21 protein-coding genes are annotated in these 19,781 nt (G+C 65.1%); 2 read left to right on the forward strand and 19 right to left on the reverse strand.

Annotated features, from left to right (window positions below; translation table 11 throughout):
- Positions 1-515: 515 nt before the first annotated feature.
- The 18 genes from AC0Z35_RS26895 to AC0Z35_RS26980 all read right to left on the reverse strand — a co-directional run bounded on the left by AC0Z35_RS26895 (position 516) and on the right by AC0Z35_RS26980 (position 15,675).
- Positions 516-2,546, reverse strand: a complete 2,031-nt coding sequence (locus AC0Z35_RS26895; protein WP_485133151.1) for a hypothetical protein — start codon at positions 2,544-2,546, stop codon at positions 516-518.
- Positions 2,546-3,211: a baseplate wedge 1 family protein gene (locus tag AC0Z35_RS26900; protein WP_046805974.1), complete on the reverse strand. Its 666-nt coding sequence runs from the start codon at positions 3,209-3,211 to the stop codon at positions 2,546-2,548. The genes AC0Z35_RS26895 and AC0Z35_RS26900 overlap by 1 nt, the downstream gene beginning before the upstream one ends.
- Positions 3,211-4,662 (reverse strand): hypothetical protein, encoded by a 1,452-nt coding sequence (locus AC0Z35_RS26905; protein ID WP_485133150.1) that lies wholly within the window; start codon positions 4,660-4,662, stop codon positions 3,211-3,213. Before AC0Z35_RS26905 ends, AC0Z35_RS26900 begins: the two co-directional genes overlap by 1 nt.
- A gap of 25 nt (positions 4,663-4,687) precedes the next feature.
- Positions 4,688-5,056, reverse strand: a complete 369-nt coding sequence (locus AC0Z35_RS26910) for a contractile injection system sheath initiator (RefSeq protein WP_104144025.1) — start codon at positions 5,054-5,056, stop codon at positions 4,688-4,690.
- Entirely contained in the window at positions 5,056-5,751 is a 696-nt protein-coding gene (locus tag AC0Z35_RS26915) for a Gp138 family membrane-puncturing spike protein (protein WP_104144026.1), read from the reverse strand. The genes AC0Z35_RS26910 and AC0Z35_RS26915 overlap by 1 nt, the downstream gene beginning before the upstream one ends.
- Positions 5,748-6,698 carry a phage protein gene (locus AC0Z35_RS26920; protein ID WP_104144027.1) on the reverse strand — a complete coding sequence of 317 codons (951 nt, stop codon included), beginning with the start codon at positions 6,696-6,698 and terminating at the stop codon, positions 5,748-5,750. Before AC0Z35_RS26920 ends, AC0Z35_RS26915 begins: the two co-directional genes overlap by 4 nt.
- On the reverse strand, positions 6,685-7,017 hold the full coding sequence (locus tag AC0Z35_RS26925; protein ID WP_046805979.1) for a phage baseplate plug family protein: 333 nt from the start codon (positions 7,015-7,017) through the stop codon (positions 6,685-6,687). Before AC0Z35_RS26925 ends, AC0Z35_RS26920 begins: the two co-directional genes overlap by 14 nt.
- The gene (locus AC0Z35_RS26930; protein WP_104144028.1) at positions 7,014-7,601 is read right to left on the reverse strand and encodes a phage baseplate protein; all 588 of its coding nucleotides are present in this window, start codon (positions 7,599-7,601) and stop codon (positions 7,014-7,016) included. The genes AC0Z35_RS26925 and AC0Z35_RS26930 overlap by 4 nt, the downstream gene beginning before the upstream one ends.
- Positions 7,602-7,609: 8 nt before the next feature.
- Complete coding sequence (locus tag AC0Z35_RS26935) at positions 7,610-9,967, reverse strand: tape measure protein (protein ID WP_485133149.1); 2,358 nt, start codon at positions 9,965-9,967, stop codon at positions 7,610-7,612.
- Between the two features lie 148 nt (positions 9,968-10,115).
- Positions 10,116-10,601 (reverse strand): phage tail assembly chaperone, encoded by a 486-nt coding sequence (locus AC0Z35_RS26940; protein WP_046805983.1) that lies wholly within the window; start codon positions 10,599-10,601, stop codon positions 10,116-10,118.
- On the reverse strand, positions 10,601-11,029 hold the full coding sequence (locus AC0Z35_RS26945; protein ID WP_046805984.1) for a phage structural protein: 429 nt from the start codon (positions 11,027-11,029) through the stop codon (positions 10,601-10,603). Before AC0Z35_RS26945 ends, AC0Z35_RS26940 begins: the two co-directional genes overlap by 1 nt.
- A gap of 13 nt (positions 11,030-11,042) precedes the next feature.
- Complete coding sequence (locus tag AC0Z35_RS26950; protein ID WP_485133148.1) at positions 11,043-12,401, reverse strand: DUF3383 family protein; 1,359 nt, start codon at positions 12,399-12,401, stop codon at positions 11,043-11,045.
- Positions 12,402-12,463: 62 nt separating this feature from the next.
- Complete coding sequence (locus AC0Z35_RS26955; RefSeq protein ID WP_485133147.1) at positions 12,464-13,000, reverse strand: phage neck terminator protein; 537 nt, start codon at positions 12,998-13,000, stop codon at positions 12,464-12,466.
- A gap of 89 nt (positions 13,001-13,089) precedes the next feature.
- Complete coding sequence (locus AC0Z35_RS26960) at positions 13,090-13,371, reverse strand: hypothetical protein (protein ID WP_046805986.1); 282 nt, start codon at positions 13,369-13,371, stop codon at positions 13,090-13,092.
- Positions 13,368-13,784 (reverse strand): hypothetical protein, encoded by a 417-nt coding sequence (locus tag AC0Z35_RS26965; protein WP_240433928.1) that lies wholly within the window; start codon positions 13,782-13,784, stop codon positions 13,368-13,370. The genes AC0Z35_RS26960 and AC0Z35_RS26965 overlap by 4 nt, the downstream gene beginning before the upstream one ends.
- Positions 13,785-13,905: 121 nt before the next feature.
- Positions 13,906-14,589 carry a hypothetical protein gene (locus tag AC0Z35_RS26970; RefSeq protein ID WP_219990635.1) on the reverse strand — a complete coding sequence of 228 codons (684 nt, stop codon included), beginning with the start codon at positions 14,587-14,589 and terminating at the stop codon, positions 13,906-13,908.
- A complete protein-coding gene (locus AC0Z35_RS26975) occupies positions 14,576-15,439 on the reverse strand; it encodes a YdaU family protein (RefSeq protein ID WP_485133146.1) in 864 nt (287 codons plus the stop codon). Before AC0Z35_RS26975 ends, AC0Z35_RS26970 begins: the two co-directional genes overlap by 14 nt.
- Positions 15,436-15,675, reverse strand: coding sequence for a transcriptional regulator (locus AC0Z35_RS26980; protein ID WP_104144033.1), 240 nt, complete (start codon positions 15,673-15,675; stop codon positions 15,436-15,438). The genes AC0Z35_RS26975 and AC0Z35_RS26980 overlap by 4 nt, the downstream gene beginning before the upstream one ends.
- A gap of 71 nt (positions 15,676-15,746) precedes the next feature.
- Here AC0Z35_RS26980 and AC0Z35_RS26985 point away from each other — a divergent pair, with 71 nt between their 5' ends.
- On the forward strand, positions 15,747-16,820 hold the full coding sequence (locus AC0Z35_RS26985) for a S24 family peptidase (RefSeq protein WP_485133145.1): 1,074 nt from the start codon (positions 15,747-15,749) through the stop codon (positions 16,818-16,820).
- An 832-nt stretch (positions 16,821-17,652) separates the two neighbouring features.
- On the forward strand, positions 17,653-18,495 hold the full coding sequence (locus tag AC0Z35_RS26990) for an MBL fold metallo-hydrolase (RefSeq protein WP_485133144.1): 843 nt from the start codon (positions 17,653-17,655) through the stop codon (positions 18,493-18,495).
- Between the two features lie 261 nt (positions 18,496-18,756).
- Here the strand turns inward: AC0Z35_RS26990 and AC0Z35_RS26995 are convergent, their stop codons facing one another.
- The gene (locus AC0Z35_RS26995; RefSeq protein ID WP_104144036.1) at positions 18,757-19,755 is read right to left on the reverse strand and encodes an SDR family oxidoreductase; all 999 of its coding nucleotides are present in this window, start codon (positions 19,753-19,755) and stop codon (positions 18,757-18,759) included.
- Positions 19,756-19,781: the final 26 nt, after the last annotated feature.

A 19,781-nucleotide genomic window follows, 5' to 3' on the forward strand; every position in this document is an offset into this window, starting at 1 on the left:
AATGTGAGAGCGCTGGGAAGCCGGCAGACCGACGCCATCCAGCGGGTGACCGGAACGCTTTTCGACATTGCCGCCGGAGCTACCGGGGCAGCAAGCGGCGCGTTCACCAAGACCCGGGACGTCGGAACCATCTATTCCGTCAGTCAAGTGGCCGGCTATCTGAGGTTCATGGACGTGGTTATGTCTCTGTCGGCCGGCGCACGCACGTCGGACGAAACCCGATCTTTGAATACCGCCTTCCATCCGAGAATCCACGCCTAACGTGCGTTGCACTGCAAATGCGAGGGTGCTGGGCAGCAGGCAGACTCAGCAGGTGCAAGGGCACGCGCATCCGGGCATAAATATTGACGGCAGCTCATACCAAGTGTCCTCGATTACAGCCACCGGTTTGGCCTTCGCTGCCAGCGCGACTTACGGCATTAGGTCGGGCGTCAGCAACCTCGGTATCAACCCATCGGTGGGCGCGGAGACGCGCCCGGTGAACGTCACATACCAGCCGCGCCTTCACACTTAAATTACGCGTGAATTCGAGGGTGGTAGGCGGCGTTCACCGGCCTGGTTTCGGCCCCTCCAGCCGTCGTGGTCAACCCCCAGCCGCCCGTCGCAGCCGAGCTTGCAACGTCAATCAGTCCTCCCGAGCCCACGGCGATAGAACGGGATGAAAGCTGATGACTGTGGGCCAGAAAGGCATGTCCTTGACGGCTGCCTAACGTTCTCGCATTTGCAGTGTCAGCGTCAGTTCCGGTAAACCGGCGGAACATGTCGCGCAAATCCGGGACGCGGAACGTGGTGGCGTCGATGTTGACGAAGTAGTGGCCGCCCCTGCGCGCTTCCCAATTGGCCTGGGTGAGAACCAGGCCGTTTTCCTGCGCGTACCCCCACAACGCGGCGTAAGCGGACTTCTGGAGGATGCCGCCCACCGCGTCCACCTCGTTCGGCAACGGGGCCACGGTGTGGCCGTCCAGCGGTCGGCCGCAAAGCGGGGAGCGGTAACCGGTATAGAAACTGGTCGAGACCCAAATCCACACTTCGGCGACTTCGGCGACCAGAACCGGGCCGATGTTGGTCGTTGGCAAGTTCGCCAGCGACACCGCCGGGATGCGGGTGTCCAGCGCGGCCTGCAAGCCGTTCACTCGCGGGATATCCGATCGGGCGAAGGCCAGATTGCCGCCTTCCGCAACTTGAGACACGGTCTCAAACGCCGTCACCGGCTCGACCTTCCAACCCACGCCCCAAGCAGCCACCGACGCGCCGGAGGTGTTGTATTTGGCTTGCACTTCCGACACGGTCACGCTTGCGTATGACCAGGACTTGGTTGTGTCGCCGATCCAGATGCATGGAAGGCCCGCCGCGTCCGAACCGAACCGGACAGGCAGATCGGAAGCCGCGCTGCCCGCCAGCACCGTCGCGCCGCAGCGTGCCCACGCCTTCGTCGTTTGCACGTAGCCATGGATCAACAACGACACCGGCGGCACGCCGTCCAGGTACTCGAAGACGTCCACCCGCAAACGCAGCATCGTGTTCGCGCCGACCGCCGCAGCGGGCAACGTGATTTTCATCGCGCCAACCACGGTGCCGGTGTGCGTGGAATAACCCCCACCATCCGGCAGCAGGACATGCGCGGTGCGTCCTGACGCGGTATTCGTTCCGTACTGGGCGCCGATCGCCGCGCCCGTGCCCAGTACCAAGGGCCCGCTGATATCGCCGCCCGTCTTGGGCAGCGCCTGGATGTCTTCCAGCACCTGCGCTGGGGTGCGGGGCACCAGCGCGCCGGTTCCCGCGCCCGTCACGTACGAACCTGCCGCCACGGTTGCCATACCCGTGCCGCCGCGCGCCACGGGCAAGGTGCCGGCCGATGCCTTCGAGACGTCCAGCGCCGTCACGTTCAGCGCCACGTTGCCCGACCCGTCAAAGCTGACGCCGGCCGCCGTTGCGCCACCCGTGACCGAGAACGTGCGGGCCGAGGCAAGCTTGGTTGCGGTGGCCGCGTTGCCGATGGCGACTTCGCCGGCGGCGGACACGCGGCCCTTGGCGTCCACCGTGAACGTCGGCACCGCGTTGGCGTTGCCGTAGCTGCCGGCCGTAACACCGCTGGGGCTGAGCGTCAGGCCCAGGGAAAGGTTGGCGGACCCGTCGAACGAACCGGTACCCGTGGCGTCGCCAGTGGCGGCGATGGTGCGCGCCGTCGCCAGCTTTGTCGCCGCACCCGCCGTCAACGACGTGGCCGTGCCGGACAGACGCGCCACCGGCACCGTGCCGGTCTTCAGGTTCGCGGCGTTCAGGTTCTGTTGCGCGTAGCTCAACGCATCGAAACTCGTGGCCGCCAGCGGTCTGCCGGTGACCTCGGCCAGGCCGTCCAACTGCTTGTACAGCCAGGCCAGCCGTTCGTCGGTGGTCTGCTGCACCTTGTTGAATTGCTCGACCGAAGGCGGCACGGATCCGATGAACGACCAACCGGTCTTGTACTGCTGGTCGGTGATGTCTTCCGTCAGGCCGTTTTGTGCCCAGGTCGATTTGAAAAGGTCGAAAAAAGTAGGGTCTGCCATCAGTAAATCCCTCGCGCCAGCACGCCGACGCCAAAGCCAAAGAAACCTTGCTCGCGAAAGCCGAAGGGCTTGTCGGTCGAGCCGGTGATGAGTTGCACGCCGATGCCGGCGGCTTGGGGCACCCACTTGTAGGGGTTGGCCATCAGTGGGTCGTTGGGGCCGGGAATGCGGCTGACCCAGATACGGATCTTTGCGTTGCCGGCGTTTTGCACCACGACCCGGGTCACATCGAAGATCGGCTTGAGCGAACGGGCGATCTCCGGCGTGGTGCCATGCCCGTTGTTCAAGGCGATCTTCCAATACAGCAGCTTGCGATACTCCGCGTCCAGCAGCGCGGTAGAGCCGGCCACGGGCCGTTCATTGGCGCGGCGAAAGCGCGCCTGGCCGAAGCCTCCCACGCTAGGCTGCCCTTCAAACCCGAAAAATTGCAGGTAGATCGCTTCATCAATCACGCGCGGCAAGCCGACGATCTCGCCAATGCCGTCCAACTGCCTGCCCACCGCGGTGTCCAGCCAGCGGTCTTCGTACAGCGCCCGCAGCGCGCCTTGCAGCCCGTCCGCGGGTTTGAGCAGCGCCTTGACCAGCGCCTCCAACCGCCGCTTGGTTTGAAACTGGCCCAGCCAATGGCCCCAGGCAACCTGCCCGTGGTTCTGATGCAGATCCATCACGTCACCTCAATGCGCGACAGGTCAAACGCGGCCACCTGGAAGTCCTGGATCGCCACGTTGGCGGCGCGAAAGTCCGAGGGCGCGGGCGTGAAGGCCGGGTTGGTCGAGAACGCCAGCGCCAGGTCCACGGACGCCAGCCCAGGCGTGCGAAAGATGGCGCCGTAAAGCCGTTGCAAGACGACGTCCTCGCCGATGGTGAAGCCCTCGCCCACCGCCGCCAGGCTCTGGGCGATGCGCTGAAAGCCGTCGGGCGGAAATGCTTGCTCGGACGGCGGCAGCAGTGTCGTGGCGCAACGCACCCAAAGGTAGACACGTTCAGGCCGGTCGAAACGGATCAGATGGTTGGCGCCCTCTTCATCCTTGACCACCACCTGACGCTGGCCGTGGGTGTCGATGCCCGCCGCCACCACGCGAAAGATGGCATCGGCCACCTCGTCATCCAGCCCGCCGTCGGCCACCACGTGCACGCTGTGCGGCGGGCGGCCCTGTGCGTCCGGCACGTCGGTGCTGTTCATGAAGACTTTCACGACGCGCACGCCGGCCACGCGGTCGCGCACGTTGGGCGCAATACTGGGCAGCGTTGCCGCGCCCAGACGAAACAGGCCGGTGGTGTAGCGGGCACGCAGCTGGGCGGCGTTTTCCGCCAGGCGTCCCGCCACACCCGCTTGCAGATTGTTGACGGCGTCCCACCCGTCCACCTGCGTCACGATGCCATTCAGGTCGCCTACGTCGGCCCCTTCGTCGGACGCGTCCACCGTTGTCATCAGGCCGGGCGATCCCAGACGAACCAATGACAACGCGGGGGACCACGCGAACGACGCGGCCTGCCGCCCGTCCGTATGCAGCCGCACGGAGACGCCGTCGCTGGACACCGCCAGCCCGCTGCCATTCAGCGCGGCCACCAAGCCCGCCAGCACCTGCGGCAAATTCGTCGTGACGCCGCTGGTGTAGGCATAGTCCACGCCGTCGATCGACACGGTATAGGCGGTTTGGGCAGCGACGGCGGGTTGCAGCGTCACATCCGCTGCCGCGCCCGGCAGGATTTGCACGGCACTGTCCAGCCCCCATAAGTTCTGGCTGACGCGATGCCGCGCTTGCGCACCGGCCGGCACCGTTGTGCCCGCCGCGCCATACAGCACCACATAGGCACGCGAGGGCTCGTCGCGATAGCGCGACACGCCGGTGAACGACACGGCGCAGTCCAGCGAGACGCCCGTCGCCGAGCCCGGATACATCGCGTAGTAGACGCCTTCTGCCTGCTCCCACAACGTGGCTTCGCGTTCCGCGAAGGTGTCGATCAGCAGGCCGGTAATACTGTCCGGGCGGGTTTCCACCGCCCCATTGAACCCGGCCGATTGCATGCGAGCACGCAAGTCGGCCACGATTTCCTGGCGGATTTCGGGCAGGCGTGGTCGGACGAACCCGTCCGGTGTGACACCGTAGGCCATAGTTACCTCGAGAAAAATAAGGGGGTTAAGACGCTTGCAGCAAGACCACGCGTTCCAGTCGCCCGAAGGTGGTGTCGGCCTGGTAGGTCACGCGTAGCACGCGCAGTTGGCGTTCCAGTTGCAGCTGCATCGCGCTGACCTGCGTCACGCCCGGCACCGCGCGGATGCGCGCACGGAAGATGGCTTCAATGCCGGACCGATCGGGCGACTTCACCAGGACGTCTTCGAAGTACGGAACGCCAAAGGTCGTGTCCAGAAACCACTCGCCCATGAAGGCGAGCAAGGTGGTGTTGATCTGCTGCGCGATACGGTCGGCGCCATCCACGAATGACGCGCGGCCTAGCAGGTCCAGGTCCAGATCGCGGTCGGGGGATAAAGCAAGGTCCAGTGCCATCAGAGCGGCCCCTGGGTCGTGCCACCGGCGTAGGGGTGACGGTGCGCGTCGCCGATGTTCGTGCCGTTATGGGTGATCGCGCCGCCTTCATAGGCCACGCCGCCGCGAATGCGCATCGACGCGCCGCCCTGGCCGCCCTCGCCCGCCATGCCCTGGGTATAGGTCAGCGGCCCGTTGATCGTGACCGGCGTGTTGAAGGTGGCCTGTTCCGCCTGCACCGTCCAGGTCTTGACATGAAACGTCAGGTCGCCGGCCGGCGACAGCTTCAACGTCCCCGGCCCGTACTGGATGCTGACGTTCTGTGTGTCCGCCGCCATCGTGCCCGGCCGCAGCAGTGGCGAGGCGAACGCGTCAGACAAATCGAACTGGCGCGGATCGTCCGGCGGACCGTTATCACCCCCCAGCCAGTTTTCCAATGCACGGGCGGAAAAAGACAGCTTGATCGCATCGCCCGGCGCAAGCGGCACCGAGATCAACGCCTGCGCGCCGTGCACATCGCCCACCGGCCAACACACCGGCACGCGCACCACCTGGGGCGGCAACAGCACTTCGCCATTGGCCAGCCGCTTGGCCAGCGTGGGGCGCGCCGTGACGAACGTGCCGTCATACGCGACCACTTCGCCGGGCAGCGTCGTATAGATATCCGCCAATTCCGTGGCGATAAGACGGCGGATAAGGGTTACCGCATTGCTCATGTCTGTTCCTTTTTGGATGGCGCGGCCTGGGTGTCCACCAGGGTCAACTCCGTTTGCCAGTCACCGGCTTCGCTATCGCCGGTATGACGCACGGTTTCAACGCGTTGAAACGCCTGGACGGACCGGCTTTCCAGCTTGACCAGGTCGCCGGGGCTGATGGTGGGCAGCAACAGCGACTTGACCTTCCAGCCGTCGCGCTGTTGCTGGGCGCTGGCGGGCTTGGCCGCCACGGCGCCGGCCGCAGGCGCGCGTGCCCCCGCCTGTGCCGACGCCTTTCCTTTCGACTTCGCCTTTTCAGTGGCCGCTTCACGCGTGCGTTCGGGTTGGCCCAACAGGCCACTGTCCACGGCCAGTACAACGGCTTGGCGCCGCGTGGTGCCCAGCCGCTGCACCACCTGCAATTGCTGGTTCTGAACCGACCATTCCAGGCCGGTCCCTTGCGTGACCTTGTGCAGCGCGGTGCGCGCCGCGCCGTAGAAAGAAAACCCGTGCTCCCAACGACGGTCGGGCACATCGTCGGCCATGACCAGCGGCAAGCCCATCTGCCGCGCAATGTCGCGGATGATGTCGCGGGCGCGCGCCCCCGGGCCAAGCCCGATCGACACCGCCGTATCGCGCACTTCGATATAGCCGTCCTTGACCGTCAGTTCGGTCACGACGTCCGGCGGCCCATAGCGCGTATAGGCAAAGACGATGCTGCCCGATGCCATCAACAGGGGGCCGCCCTCTTCGGCATAGCCCGCGTACAGCACGCATTGCAAGCCCGGCTCTTCCAACGAACGCCGGGTTTGCTCGGCCAGGTTGTACACGCTGATCTTGGCGTCGTTGGGCTCTTCGGCCGCCGTCTTGGCGATATCGAACGTGATGCGCAACGGGGGCATGATTTCCAGGCCTCGCGCGCCACTTTTGCCGACCAGCAGGCGGTAGACGCGATCAAACCTTGCCATCAACCACCTCCGCCGCGTTGACGTACAGCAACGCCACTTCGCCCGACGGCAGCGCCGACCGGCTGATGGTGTCGCGGCGGTCCGGCGCCAAGGCCACCAGTTCGCCCGGCGGCACGGGCAGATGGCGGTAGCCCGCCAGCAAGCGCGTGTCCGGCACCACGGCGATGCCGGCAACGACCAACTCGTTGTACGCGTTCTCGATGGACAGCACCCATTGCTGGGCCTCGCTGTTCCAGGACAGCCGCAAGAACACCGTCATGCCGTCCAGCTCCAATTCGATAAGGCTGTCGTTGGCGTCCGGTACGAGTATCTGGATCATGGGTTCAAACCCTTTGCCGAGTTGTAAGTGTCGCGTTGCTTCGGGCTGGCGGGCACGCCGCTTTGCTTGCCCGCGTTGGCCTTGGTCGACCCGGCCTTGCCCGTCGCGCTGCCCGAGGTTTTTTCCGGAGGAATGTCCGCCTGCCGCAACGTCACCTTGCGGATGCGCTTGAACGTGGCGGACAGCTCGTAACGGTCGCCCGCGGTGTTGGTGCGGCCGATGGAGCAGCTTTCCATCACGAAGTCCACGTAGACGTCCATCCCCGTCGTGATGGTGATGGGCAGACGATCCGCATGGATCTTGCGCAGCGCGTCCTTGGCGCCGATCAGCTTTGACCGGCCGGCGCCCAAGGCCGCGCTGCGAAAGCCGCCCAGCAAGCTGATGTCGGCGGCAGTCACCCACCCTGTCAGCGTCAGTTGCTCGGGATCCTGGCCCACGTGGTCGGTGACCGGCGGGCCGTCTTCCACGGCGAATGACGTTGTTCGGCTGTTGAGCTGGGTGGTTTCGTTGACCAGCGCATCCAGGGGCAAGGTGCCGATGCTGCTGCCGCCATTCCATCCAAAGATCATGGAAACAAAGTTCATTAGGGCTCCTATCCGGGGCTTTCGACGCCGGGCGTCAGGTCGTACCAGTGCGGCAGGCTTTGAAGACCGCGTTGCTGCCCCTGGCTCACGGCATCGGCAACCGCTTTTTTCACCACTAGCGGATCGCCGGACGCCACGTTGACGACGAAGTTGTTGCTGCTTTGGAAGCTGAACGGGGCGCCGCCGCGCATCGGCACAGGACCGATCACGGACACAGGCGGCACGACCAGCCCCGCTGCGCTGCTTGCCGTCGTCAACCAATTCGGCGCCGCATCCGGCGACCAGCCGTCCATCACCGACGCCTGGTCGCCGGCGTCGGGGCCTGATTGGCCCGGCAGCAAGCTCTTGAGCCAGTCCTTTGCCGCACGTGCCTTGTCGATCACCCAGGTCTGAATGGCGCGGCCGATCTCCTTGACGGTGGCGACCATGCGGCCACCCATGTCCGAGAAAAACGTCCACAAGCCGTTGAAGGCACCCGCCCAATGCGCGATGGCCCCGTCCCAGTCACCGGTAAACGCCGCGATCACGCCGCTGACCAGACCGCTCCAGAATTTCCAGATGGCCCGGATGTATTCGATGACCGGTCCCAGGAACGAATCCATGGCCATCGCCATCAGCGCATCCCAGGATGCCGAGATGTACGCCTTGATGGCGTCCCAGTTTTCCCAGATTTGCCACAGCGCGACGGCCAGCATGCCGATCAGCGAAATGATCCGGCCGATCGGTGTCATGGCAAACGCGTTCCACAACATGGGGACGACGACCCTTGCCAGGTTCAGCAGGAATCCGCCGACGGGCGACAGGATCTGCCACAGGCCGTAGACCATCACGGCAATCGATCCAAAGCGCTGGATCCACGGCCCCAGCGCCTCGCCCGCACCGCCCAGCAGGTCCTTCACAAACGTCAGCACGGACGACACGGCATCAAGCTCGTCCTGCCATTCCTCCACGCCGCCGATCCAGCCGCCCAAGACGGACTCGCCCCCGGCCATCCAGTTGGCGATGTCTTCGCCGATCAGATAGATCGTGGTCGACACCGCCGCCATGCGCAGCATGGGCGCTATCGACCGGGTCCACACAGAAAGCATCTGCATGGCGCCCGCCGGGCCACTGCGCATCGCCATCGCGGCATCCAACCCCAGGGCGGCGCGCGTGGCAGCGGTCAGCGATTGAAACAGGGCGCCCGCCACCGCTCTGGCCCGCCGCAGCCCGTTGCCCAACGAGACCAGCCCGATGCTGGCGCCTGTCAGGGCAAGCAGCTTGACGACCGCGTCGATGTGGTCGGCCAGAGACAGGATCGACGTGGCTACGCCGTTCAACACGCCGCGGCCCGCCGGCAGCGCTTGGCCCAGGTAGCGCTGCATGGCGTCGTTAAACACCGTCATTGCTCCCGTGATGGACGCGGGCGCAGCCTCGGCTTCGGTGCGCATGGCCGGCAATTGCGATTGCAATGCCGGCAACGCCCGGTCCGTCGTGACCTGGCCGCCCTGCACTTGATCACGCAATTGGCCACGGCTTAGGTTCAGCCCCGTGGCCAACGCGTCCTGCATGCGCTGGGGCAAGGTGTTGAATTGCCCCAGGTCCAACCGGCCTTGCTCGACCATATTCGTCAGTGCCATGACGATGTCGTCGCGGTTCTGGGCCGGCGTCTGCGACAGCCGCATGCTCAAGGCCACGGCTTCCGTGATGCCGGTGGCTTCCTGCCGCGTGCGTCCATGGTCTTGCAAGGTCTGCGCCGAGCGTGCGTACGTGTCGACGTTGTCGGCATACGGCGTGCCACTGGTGCGTGACACGCGGGCAAGGTCGCGGTCGGCTTGCCCTGCATTCCCCTCAGACCCCGCTGCCTGTAGCAAACGCGCCTGGATCTGCACCCACGCGTCGATGTCGCCAAGGACGCGCTTGAACGGCGACGCGCCCAGCGTCAGCTGGATGACACCGCGCAGGCCGCCCAACGCCCCCGCGTGCTGGCGGGCTGCCGGAATGCCTTGAGGCCGGGGGTCGACCGAGGCGCTTGCGATTTGGCCATTAGCAGTTTGACCATTTGCGGTTTGACCATTTGCCGTCCGCTGGCTTGCCATCTGGCCAACCGTCATCCGCCCAACCGTCATCTGCGCAACGGCCATCTGCGCAATCGTCATTAACGCGCCGGGCATCCGCGCGCTTGCCGATGGCCCTGCCTTCGCTTGCGGCGTGTTCGCCACGCCGGGCAGCACATCCGCCAGCGCATGGCGCATCGCGGCGCCCGCCCTGACGCTGGCGCCCACCATGGCCTGCAACGTCGACTCGAACGCCTGCCGATAGGCCAGCAACCCGGATTGATCCACCTGGTAGCGCAGCAGCGTCACCACCTCTCGTACAACGATCATCGTTACCTCGCCTTGTTATCTGCCGCGGCCTGCGCGGCCTGCTGGGCATCCATCAGCGCGTTGAGCTTCAGGATGTCCAGCAGATCGACGTCGCCGCGCTTGACGGCGTCCAGGCTGACATGGCGGGCCAGGATGGGCCGCCAGATGATCAGCTCTCGTTCGAAGCCTGCGTCGAACCGCCCGACAGGCTCGCCAACGTCGCGCGGGCCGGACCAAAGCGGCCGGCCCAACGCGCCAAAGGGCCGGCGAAGTTGTGCTCAAGGATGTGGAACAGCAACTCCAGGATCTCGGCATAGTCCGCAAACGCCAGCCCCCGGTGCGCCGGCGTCAGCTTCTGCGGCTCGCGGCCGGCCAGTTCGAAGCTGACCAGCTCCGGGTCGACCAAGCGCTCGGCCCAGCCGGCCAGCGCATCGCCGCCCAGCTTGGCCGACAGTTCCCGGAACGCATTGAGCATCGCGTTTTCGTCGCGGCCTTCGCCGGCGCCGTCCGCGCTGAACACCGAAGTCAGCATCGAGCCGGCGGCCGGCAGCACTTCTTTTTGCAGGTCGCCCAACAGCTTGAGCTGGCGAAACGGATCAAACCGTGAAATACGAAAGACGGTCGATCCGATGCTCACTTCCTTGATGGCGCTCATCAGGTATTGCCCCCGATCACGTGAATGGCCGGGCCGGTCTCGATCGTCCATTCACGGCTGCCCACCTTGGCGCCGTAACCCGCGTCGGGCATCTTGACGATCCACGCGGAATCCGAGGCATGCAGCGACGTGCCGCGCAGGTCGGTCACGGAAATCGGTACCGCGCCGTTGCCCTCGGTGGCGCGGTCGGCCTGGTGCAGCGCGGTCAAGGCGGCGTTGCTGGCGCTGGTCTGCATCAGCGTCAACGTGATGCGCAGGCGCGAGTCTCGCGACATCGATCGCGCCACCTCGCCGTCGACGCCGACGACCGAGGCGATGCCTTCGCCGATCTCCGTCACGGTGACAAAGGTGTCTTCGGCCAGGCCCGAAATGGGCAGCGCGCCCATCACGATCTTGACCTGGTTGGGTGCGTAGGTTTTGACTGACATGGATATGCCCCGATTACAGTTGTTGGTAGGTGAGGTTGCCCTTGATCTCGGCAACATGGATGGCGCCGGCCAGGCGGGCGCTGAAGGTCAGGTCGCGCAGAATGCGGTTGGCCTTGTCGTTGGACGACACGCTGGCCGCGCGCGGCACGTTGATGACAAAGCCGGGAATCTTGCGGCCCGCGTCATCGATTTCGTCGGGCGCGACCAAGCCACGGCTCTGCCCCAGCAGCAGCGCCTGGCGGATGCCGTTGACCAGGACCTGGATGCCGGCGTCGGTGTAGGGCACCTTGCCGTTGGCGTTGATCAGCTGCGATGCCACGTTGATCTTGACCTGCTCGGCCAGCCAGTCGCGGCCACGGATCACGTCGATCCATTCGCCGGCGGCGACCTTGCCGTTTTGCGTCACGGCAAAGTTGCGCATCTGCTCGAACGTGTTGGCGTTTTTCGCATGCGCGGCCAGCGCCTGGCCTTCGGTCAGGTTGTCGTAGGTCACGCCCGAAAGCCGCGTGTTGGCCCAGGTTTCACCCCCCGGATAGAAGGTGAAGCGGTTGGCGGCGACGGCGGCGTCCAGCGCTTCGCTATCGGCCTGGCCGTGGTACCACACATGCGTGCGGAAGTACTGCTTCTGCTGGCAGCGCGACGCAATGTCGTTGGACACGGCTGCGTCGATGATGCCGGCCTGCGCGCTGGATACGCCGAACAGGCGCTCGTTCGATTCCACCCATTCGGCGGCGTCCAACACATCCGCTTCCACACGGCTGGCCAGCGACACGCCGTACCAGTCGCCGTTCTCGCGCAGGCAAGCGTTCAGTGCGGCCGACGGCGTTTCGGTGCTGACCGGCGCGGCCAATTCCAGGTTGCCCGTCACGGCGATGGCGACGGCCTGGCCGGTCACATCGGCGGTCACCGCAACGTCCGCGCCGGTTGCGGTGGCCGTCACCGGTGCGTCGGTCTCGGCGATGGCGGCGGCGAGGGCCGTCGCGAGCGTCTGCGGCGTGCTGTCAGCGGCGCCCGCCACGCTGGCAGCCACCTTTTGCACGGCGCCATTCGCGTCACGCCAGGACAGCGACACGGCGTAGTCCGACACGGCGGCGCGCGTCACGGCAATGCGCGATGCATCCACCTGGCGGCGGCCGACAAAGACGCGAGCCACCGTCGGAATCTGTTTGAAGGCGTCGCGCACCGCGATGTACAGCGGGTCGTTCGGGGCGATGCCCATGTCCAGCAGCTCGCCTGCCTCGGTCACCGCCATGACGCGGTTGACGGCCAGCGCGTGTGCGCCAAGGATCAGGATGTCAGAAAAATTCTGCTCCTTGATCGCCGTGGTGTTCAGCGAGATCGCCACATTGACGATCCGGTCGATTTTTGCCATTTGCGGCTCCAAAAAAAACCGCCCAAGGGCGGCGGGGGACAGCGTTAAGAAGACCTTGAACGTTAATTCGTCGCTTCGGTCTTCGCGGAAAATGAGGTTGTAAAGGAAGGCAGCAGCCCGCCCGTGGTCGTGATGTTGCCGGTCACCGTTTCGATGAGGCCGACAACATCCGTATAGGTCTGCGCGTAGCGAATGCCCAGGTCAAGCGCGCCCCGCGGCTCGCTCGTCGTGCCCGGGGTGGCGTCGTTGCCGTCTCGCGGCACGCGCTGCACGGGGCCGGCGTGAAACACCGCCAGGCCCAGCGCTTCCGCGCGATCCTCGTGAAGGGGATGGCGCAGTGCCAGCCCCAACTTGTCCAGGGCGCGATAGGCGGCAGCGCCCACGCTGCGCAGCTCGACGGTGGCATCGCGATGGTCACGCACCAGCTGATTACCGTCGGCGTCGACCGGGCCGGTTTCAGCGGGGCCGGCCTGCACCCAGCGTACGGCCAGCGCGATACAGGGCGGCGGCGGAACAGACGGTGCATCGTCGGAAAGAAACACCGGCACGCCGCCCGCGGCGGCCGTCACCAGCGTAAGGATTGCGTCTTCAGGCGTCATGTCGGTCACTGTTGGTTCCGGAAAAAAACAAAGCCCGCGAACCGGAGCGGTTGGCGGGCTGCATTTCGTGTGGGCGCAATGCCCCGCGGCTATTGTCTCAAATCCGGTCCCAAATGGGCATGGTTTTTATGAAGTGCATGTCCCAATTGCTGCCAGGAATACGTGGCGGATTTGGTGTTGCCGCCGCAGCGCTGGACATGCCCCGCGTCTAACAGATGGTCCAGCACACGACGCGCGCCGCGACGCATTGCCTCTTGCGAGGCGGGCGTCAACGGCATGCCTCGGCTGACGTGCCGCAAGATCTCGGCCATTCTGAATTCGCGGCCGGGATACGCGGCCAGCAGGTCGATGACTTCGTGTGCGTATTTCATCGGAACGCCCTCCAGACTTCTTGCTTGAAGCTGCCCAGCGCCACTTTGTAGTACGGCAACGTGATGCCGATGACGCGGCATGCCTTGTCCTGGCGACCATGCGCGGGCAGGTCCCCGTAGTCGGCGCGGCGCGTGTATTCCGCCTGAACCACGCGCTGCTCCAGAAGCGGCAACGCTTCATACAGGGCGTGCACGCGGCGCGCGCGTTCATGATTCACGGGTATGCGCAGGGGCTCGTCGTCATCGTCGTGACCGGGCAGCGGCGGAAATTCGCACACGTCGGGCGTCTCGTGCAACATGCGGCGCGGGCCGGGCCAATCGCCTTCCCATTGCGACCTGGCCCAGTTATGAATTTCGTCTTCCACCCAACGCGGCATGCCGGCTTGTACTGACGGTGTATTTTTCATTTTCATTGTTTTGCGGTCCTTACTTTGCGATCCTGGCTTTGCGATCCGTGCTTTGCGGCCCGTGCTTTGCGATCCTTAGCTGACGCGCCGTTCGCGCGCGTTGGCCCATCATTCATGCGCCGCATCGTCATGTGCCCTCAGGTTGGGCCGTGTGCCTGGCGTGCATCAACATGTCGGCGATGGCCTTGGTGGGATGCCCGCCGGACGCGATGCGCGCCTCCCAGCGTTCGATCCATTCGCGATGTGAGCGGCTGCGGGCTGCCAGCATTTTTCCCGCACCCATTTTTCTCAGCGCGGCCTCGGCTTCGGCACGCGTGGCCAGCGTCTGTCCGGGCGCGGGCAACGCCGCGCGCGGTGCCGGGATGTCGGGCCATGCACCTTTTGCCAACTCTTCGGACAGCGTTCTTTCCCAACGGACTTTGATTGCGCCGAAGTTGCTGTTCAACAGGTCAACCGTGCTGACGCCCACCGCCGCCCAATACACCGCCGGGTGCGACCAGTCCCCCACCTCGCCACGACGCCGCGCCGACACGCCGCGCACCGCTTCGTGATAGGCAAGTTCGGGGATCAACCACGGGCAGCAAAGCTTCAGGAATTCCGGCAGCGTCGGCGGCCATTCCCGTGTCAGGCAGGCGGTAAGCCCGCGCCGCACTTGCGCTTCGGTCAGGCCGGCCAGCTTCTGGTTCCAGGAGTCTTTCAATTCGCGCGGCGTCAGGCCTTCCCATTGTTGCGCGAACTTGGCGCCATACAGCAAGTGCATTTCGTTGACGACCAGCGCGCCCAGTCCGACCGTTGATTCAACGACTGGCATCGATCACCCCCATGTCGATTTCGCCCCGGACATGGCCTTCGGCCAGCACGCTGCGCAATTCCGACGACCATTGCGCGCGTTGCCGCGATGGGTGGGCTGCCGTAACGCGGGCCGCCGCCCGGGGCGGAAACAGGCCCAGGTAGCCGCTGGCGATACTGTGGGCAATGACGTCGCGCGCCGCCACGCCCTCGGCCCGGTAGCCGGCAAGCTGTTGCAGCTGGCGCCGCGCCGCCTCTTGGGTGATCGGTTTCTTGCGCGCTTTGCGGTCCGCCACCCAGCAAGCCCAATCGGCGCGATCCAGCCAATCAGGCAACGCACACTCGGCCGCATCGAAGGCGGGCTTGCCGGAGCGCACGGGGGCCGCTTTCGGGATTATCGATTCGGATTGTGGTCGTTCTGGAGGTGGGTTTGGCTGTGGTTCTGGTTGTGGTTCTGGTTGTGGTTCTGGTTGTGGTTTCTGGTTGGTTGCACGGATGTTCAACGGCTGTTGATCCGCTGCTTGCCTTGCCGGCATGCCTGCCTGCCGAGCGCGTTTGGCCGCGCTGGCTTTACCGGCTGCCGATTTGGCTTCCTTATTGCCGTGATAACGCGCAATCTCCGCGTCACAGCGAGCATGTCGCCAGCCCTGCTCGGATTCCACGAAGAACTCGTGCAGCACCTGGACCACGGCGTTCTGCTCGTCGTCGGACCGCGCGATCAACAAGCGGCAAAGCTTGTCGATGTCTTGCGATAGCGGCGCTTCGGTGTCGTAGTAGAGCTCGATCAAGTCCCGGTAGACGCTGCGCTCGATGCGCGTCAGATGCCGCGTTGCGCTATTGAAGTCGCCGATGTGGTGGGGGTAATAGTTCATTGCGCCGTGATCCTTTCGGCCAGCTCCGGCCAGATTTGAGTGCAATCGGAAGGGCGCAAGTCGCGCCGGGTGACGGCGCCGTCGGTGGCGAGTTCGATCAAGGCGCAGTGCTTGACCGGCACGGGCCTGCGGCCGGTGCGCCACTGATAGACCAGCGCGGGCGACACGCCCACGAGCCGGGCGAACATGGCAGCGGTCAGCGCCCCTTCCTGCTTGAAATAATCAGGTAGATTCATCACTAAAACTATAGCGACGCTACAGCTTATTAGCAAGCCATGCTATAGTTTTATTTGCATAGCATTGCTATATGAAAATGTGGACTATCGAAGAGGAAGCCGCCGCCCTGCGCGCACGCTTTGAAGGCGTGAACCGCGCGGCATTTGCTCGCGACCACCACGTGAAGGGCGGCCAGGCGATGATTTATCAACACATCACCGGCCGCCGTCCTATTGGGATCGAAGCGGCAATGGCCTACGCCGAAGGGTTTGGCTGCACGCTGGCGGCAATCAGCCCTCGTCTGGCAGCTGAAGCTAAAAAGGCCGCGTCGCTGTCGACCGCCGTCCCGCTCGCCGCCCCCACGGCCGACGCCCAATGGCCGTTTCCATCCGTGCCGGCATCGCTGATCCATGGGCTGGCGGATGACCAGGTCAAACGGCTGGAAGGCGCGCTGCTATTGGCGCTGGGCCAGATGGGCGTCAAGACCAAGGGTTCTGCGGGCCTGGGCAAGAACACAAGCCCTAAACGCGGTGCGCTCGTCAGCATCGACAGCGTGGCGGACGAGTTTCCCATGGCGCCGATCCCGGCTGCCCCCTGGGACCCCGCAGGCGTCACCACGCATCAGGCCGAACGCATGCAGGCGCTGCGCATCAGCACGGCGGCCAATGTCGGCCACGTCGCCAATGCCGGCTACTCCGCCAACGACCAGGAATTCATGCCCGTCCCCGAACTGGACGTGCGCCTGGCCGCCGGCCGGCTTGGCATCGAGAACTACCACGAGACGGAGATCGGCGAGATCCTGTTGCGCCGGTCATTCCTGGAGTCGTTCAAGCTGCCCATCAGCCGCATGAAGATCGTGTATGCGCAAGGCGACAGCATGGAACCCGTCATCCGAAACGGCGGGCCAATGCTGTTCTACGAAGACCCCGTCATCGACCCCCGCGAAATCGACCCGCGCACCGTCTACGCGATCAACCACGGCGGCAAGATGATCGTCAAATGCATCGCGCGCGGACGCGAGGGTGGCTGGCTGGCAAAATCGTTGAACCCCGCCTACGCGCCCTTTGCGCTTGAGAAAGAAGACGGCTGCGAAGTCCGCATCGTCGGACGCATCCTGTGGTCGCCGTACGACCTGCGAAATGGGGTGGACGAGCGCTTGCTGTAAGGCTCGTCCGCGAGTTAGCCACCCGTTCTACGCACCACCCACCGCCTTCACAACCTTGCCCGTGCCGCCGCATGTCTGGCACGGTCGGTCGTTCAGCTGACCACTTCCCGAGCAGTCAGGGCAATCCACTTCTCCGGTCCCAGGCGTGCCCGGCGCGGCGTCATCGCCGGGGTTGATATCTTGTTGCGCGGATGGCGTGGTTTGCGGCGGTTGTTGCTGCTGTTGCTGCTGTTGCTGCTGTTGCTGCTGTTGCTGCTGTTGCTGTTGCTGCTGTTGCTGTTGCTGCTGTTGCTGCTGTTGCCGCTGTAGGGGCGGTCGCTGTTGCTGTGCTTGATGCTGGCTTGCCACCTGTTGCTGTCGTCCTGACGCATGCTGCGGTTGCGCTGACCGTTGTGGCTGTGGCGCGGACTCCGCCCGCTGTGGCTGATGCTTCTGAAGTGTCGGCTCGTCCATCATGTTCCCCCGTTTCGGTTGCCCGCACGCTGACGTCTTGCGCGCGGGATAAACGAACGGCACGCAGCAATCGCCATGCCGCACGGCGCACATCACGGATGCGCGCATCGGGCGCGAAGGTGCGCCATTGAATAGTCGGCCATGTGCCTATCCGCTTAACAGTCGCGACGTGCGCGCGCGGGTGCGATCCCTACACGTCGCTTGCAATATTGACCGACGGCGCCGCTCCGCAGGCCCGCTTCGGAAGGCCGCTTCGCAGGCGTCGCCCGACACCGCCTTTCCCTCTCGCCTGCACGGCACGCGGTTTGCGGTCCGACCCGCGCAGCGGCACCGTCCATCCGCCGCGCCCCGAGACGGTTTGAGATCAGGAGGCCCCTCCATGAAAGTGCATCACCTGAACTGCATTTCAACTTGCCCCGCTGGGGGCCGGCTGATGGACGGCCGGTCATCGTGGCTGGCCCCGCGCGGCCGGCTGTGCTGCCACTGCGTCTTGCTGGAACTGGATTCGGGCGGGTTGGCGCTGCTGGACACTGGCCTGGGCTTGCAGGACGTGGCGCATCCGCGCCCCCGGTTAAGCGCGTTCTTTCTGGCCCTGGTGAAGCCCGAATGGAAAGCCGCCATGACGGCCCGACGGCAGATCGAGGCGCTGGGATTTTCCGCATCGGACGTGCGTCACATCATCCTGACGCATCTGGACTTCGACCACGCAGGCGGACTCGACGATTTCCCGCAGGCGACCGTGCACATGATGCGGGCCGAAGCCGACGTGGCGCAGCGGCAAGGCACGTGGATGGACCGCCAGCGTTTTCGGCCGCAGCAATGGTCGTCCCGCGAACGTTGGCAGGTGTACGACGAAGCCGCCGGCGAGTCCTGGTACGGCTTCAAGCGGGCGCGTCCCTTGGCAGGCTTGCCCGCCGAGATTGCAATGATTCCGCTGCGGGGCCACACCGTGGGTCACGCGGGCATCGCCGTCAACCGAGGCGCCAGCTGGATGCTGCTGGCAGGCGACGCTTACTTTCACGCAAACGAGATGGCGCTGGACCGGCCGAGTTGCCCGATCGGCCTGCGCATGTATCAGCACATGCTGGACCACGATCGCGCGGCGCGCCTGGGTAACCAGCATCGGCTGCGCGAACTGATCCGCACGAAAGGCGGCGAAGTAGACGTTTTTTCTGGGCACGACACCGAGGAGTTTCAACGTCTGGCCGGACGGCCCGCGTAGCCGGCGATGTATTCGACTGTCCAACGGAATGCGGTGAAAGCCGTGCAAGGCTTGCTGCGTATGGCGCGCTGGTATGGTGAGCCGGGTGCGGTGCGCTGGAAGTGGCGTGCTCCGTCTGGCGTGCCGGGTGTGGCGTGCCGGGTATGGCGCGCTCGGGCCGCGCCTCAGGCCGCAGTTCCCAAACCTTTGCCCGGGCCACGACCTGAGACGCTCCACGGCCTACAGCGCAGTTACGCGCGGCACAGCTTTCAAGCCCATGCGTCAACGCCGCCCACGCGGCAGACAAAGCGCCAGCCCCGCCGCCACCACCGCCGCAAGCAGAACAGTGCGTTGGTGCATCGCCAGTTGCGTGTACACGCTGTGCCGGCGTGGATGCAGCGGCGTCGACGGATGCTCGCCGCCCCCTTCGTACAGTGAGTCCGACCCGCCCCCCGCCGGCATGTCACCGCGCTGGTGCCGGAACAGCCAGCTTGTCATACGGTCGGCCAGCGTCGGCATATTCTGACCCAACGCCGAAATCGCGCGCGACGCGCTACCCACGTGGAGATCCCGGGTCGGATACTGCGCCGCGTGCAAAATCGCTTCGGCAACGGTGTCGGCGGCATATACCGGCGGCGGCAGGTTAGGCTGCACATCCATGTAATTGCGCGCGTGCGCGGCAAACCCGGTTGCGACAGAAGCCGGCTTGATCAACGTGACAGATACCGGCGCCTGGCTTTCGCGCAGCTCCATCCGCAGCGCATCGGTAAAACCCTTGACCGCGTGCTTGGCGGCGGAATAGGCGCCTTGCAGCGGCACCGCGCGATCCGACACTTCGCTGCCCACATTGATCAAAGCGCCGCCCGATTGCTTCAAGTGCCGCACCGCCGCCATCGAGCCGTACACCACGCCCCAATAGACGGTATCGAACAGCTTGCGCTGATCCTCGACCGGCACCTGTTCCAACGTACCAAAGATGGAAACGCCGGCGTTGTTGACCCAGGTGTCCACCCGCCCGTAGTGCTGCACGGCCTGTTCCAGGATACGGTCATGATCCTCGGCAACCCCCACATCGGCCACCACGGTAATAGCCGCCCCACCCGCCTGGACGATATCGTCCGCCACGCGGGTCAACGCCTCTTCCTGCCTGCCCGCCAAAACCACTTTCGCGCCCTGCTTCGCAGCCATCCTGGCCGTGGCCGCGCCAATACCACTGCCCGCGCCAGTGATGACGATCACCTGGTCACGCAGTGCTTTCAATTTCAATCTGGGTTGATACATGTGAGCCTCCCGGTCAGCGGCGCGCA

The organism is Achromobacter sp. 1L-A-4-B-C2 (assembly GCF_057291955.1).

What these genes read in the sequence shown, in the direction of transcription:
- AC0Z35_RS26930 (WP_104144028.1), bottom strand. Translation starts at nt 7,601, where the DNA reads ATGAACTTTGTTTCCATGATCTTTGGATGGAATGGCGGCAGCAGCATC.
- AC0Z35_RS26935 (WP_485133149.1), bottom strand. Translation starts at nt 9,967, where the DNA reads ATGATCGTTGTACGAGAGGTGGTGACGCTGCTGCGCTACCAGGTGGAT.
- AC0Z35_RS26945 (WP_046805984.1), bottom strand. Translation starts at nt 11,029, where the DNA reads ATGTCAGTCAAAACCTACGCACCCAACCAGGTCAAGATCGTGATGGGC.
- AC0Z35_RS26995 (WP_104144036.1), bottom strand. Translation starts at nt 19,755, where the DNA reads ATGTATCAACCCAGATTGAAATTGAAAGCACTGCGTGACCAGGTGATC.
- AC0Z35_RS26980 (WP_104144033.1), bottom strand. Translation starts at nt 15,675, where the DNA reads ATGAATCTACCTGATTATTTCAAGCAGGAAGGGGCGCTGACCGCTGCC.
- AC0Z35_RS26965 (WP_240433928.1), bottom strand. Translation starts at nt 13,784, where the DNA reads ATGAAAATGAAAAATACACCGTCAGTACAAGCCGGCATGCCGCGTTGG.
- AC0Z35_RS26900 (WP_046805974.1), bottom strand. Translation starts at nt 3,211, where the DNA reads ATGGATCTGCATCAGAACCACGGGCAGGTTGCCTGGGGCCATTGGCTG.
- AC0Z35_RS26920 (WP_104144027.1), bottom strand. Translation starts at nt 6,698, where the DNA reads ATGGCAAGGTTTGATCGCGTCTACCGCCTGCTGGTCGGCAAAAGTGGC.
- AC0Z35_RS26940 (WP_046805983.1), bottom strand. Translation starts at nt 10,601, where the DNA reads ATGAGCGCCATCAAGGAAGTGAGCATCGGATCGACCGTCTTTCGTATT.
- AC0Z35_RS26960 (WP_046805986.1), bottom strand. Translation starts at nt 13,371, where the DNA reads ATGAAATACGCACACGAAGTCATCGACCTGCTGGCCGCGTATCCCGGC.
- AC0Z35_RS26905 (WP_485133150.1), bottom strand. Translation starts at nt 4,662, where the DNA reads ATGGCCTACGGTGTCACACCGGACGGGTTCGTCCGACCACGCCTGCCC.
- AC0Z35_RS26925 (WP_046805979.1), bottom strand. Translation starts at nt 7,017, where the DNA reads ATGATCCAGATACTCGTACCGGACGCCAACGACAGCCTTATCGAATTG.
- AC0Z35_RS26955 (WP_485133147.1), bottom strand. Translation starts at nt 13,000, where the DNA reads ATGACGCCTGAAGACGCAATCCTTACGCTGGTGACGGCCGCCGCGGGC.
- AC0Z35_RS26915 (WP_104144026.1), bottom strand. Translation starts at nt 5,751, where the DNA reads ATGAGCAATGCGGTAACCCTTATCCGCCGTCTTATCGCCACGGAATTG.
- AC0Z35_RS26910 (WP_104144025.1), bottom strand. Translation starts at nt 5,056, where the DNA reads ATGGCACTGGACCTTGCTTTATCCCCCGACCGCGATCTGGACCTGGAC.
- AC0Z35_RS26990 (WP_485133144.1), top strand. Translation starts at nt 17,653, where the DNA reads ATGAAAGTGCATCACCTGAACTGCATTTCAACTTGCCCCGCTGGGGGC.
- AC0Z35_RS26950 (WP_485133148.1), bottom strand. Translation starts at nt 12,401, where the DNA reads ATGGCAAAAATCGACCGGATCGTCAATGTGGCGATCTCGCTGAACACC.
- AC0Z35_RS26975 (WP_485133146.1), bottom strand. Translation starts at nt 15,439, where the DNA reads ATGAACTATTACCCCCACCACATCGGCGACTTCAATAGCGCAACGCGG.
- AC0Z35_RS26985 (WP_485133145.1), top strand. Translation starts at nt 15,747, where the DNA reads ATGAAAATGTGGACTATCGAAGAGGAAGCCGCCGCCCTGCGCGCACGC.
- AC0Z35_RS26970 (WP_219990635.1), bottom strand. Translation starts at nt 14,589, where the DNA reads ATGCCAGTCGTTGAATCAACGGTCGGACTGGGCGCGCTGGTCGTCAAC.
- AC0Z35_RS26895 (WP_485133151.1), bottom strand. Translation starts at nt 2,546, where the DNA reads ATGGCAGACCCTACTTTTTTCGACCTTTTCAAATCGACCTGGGCACAA.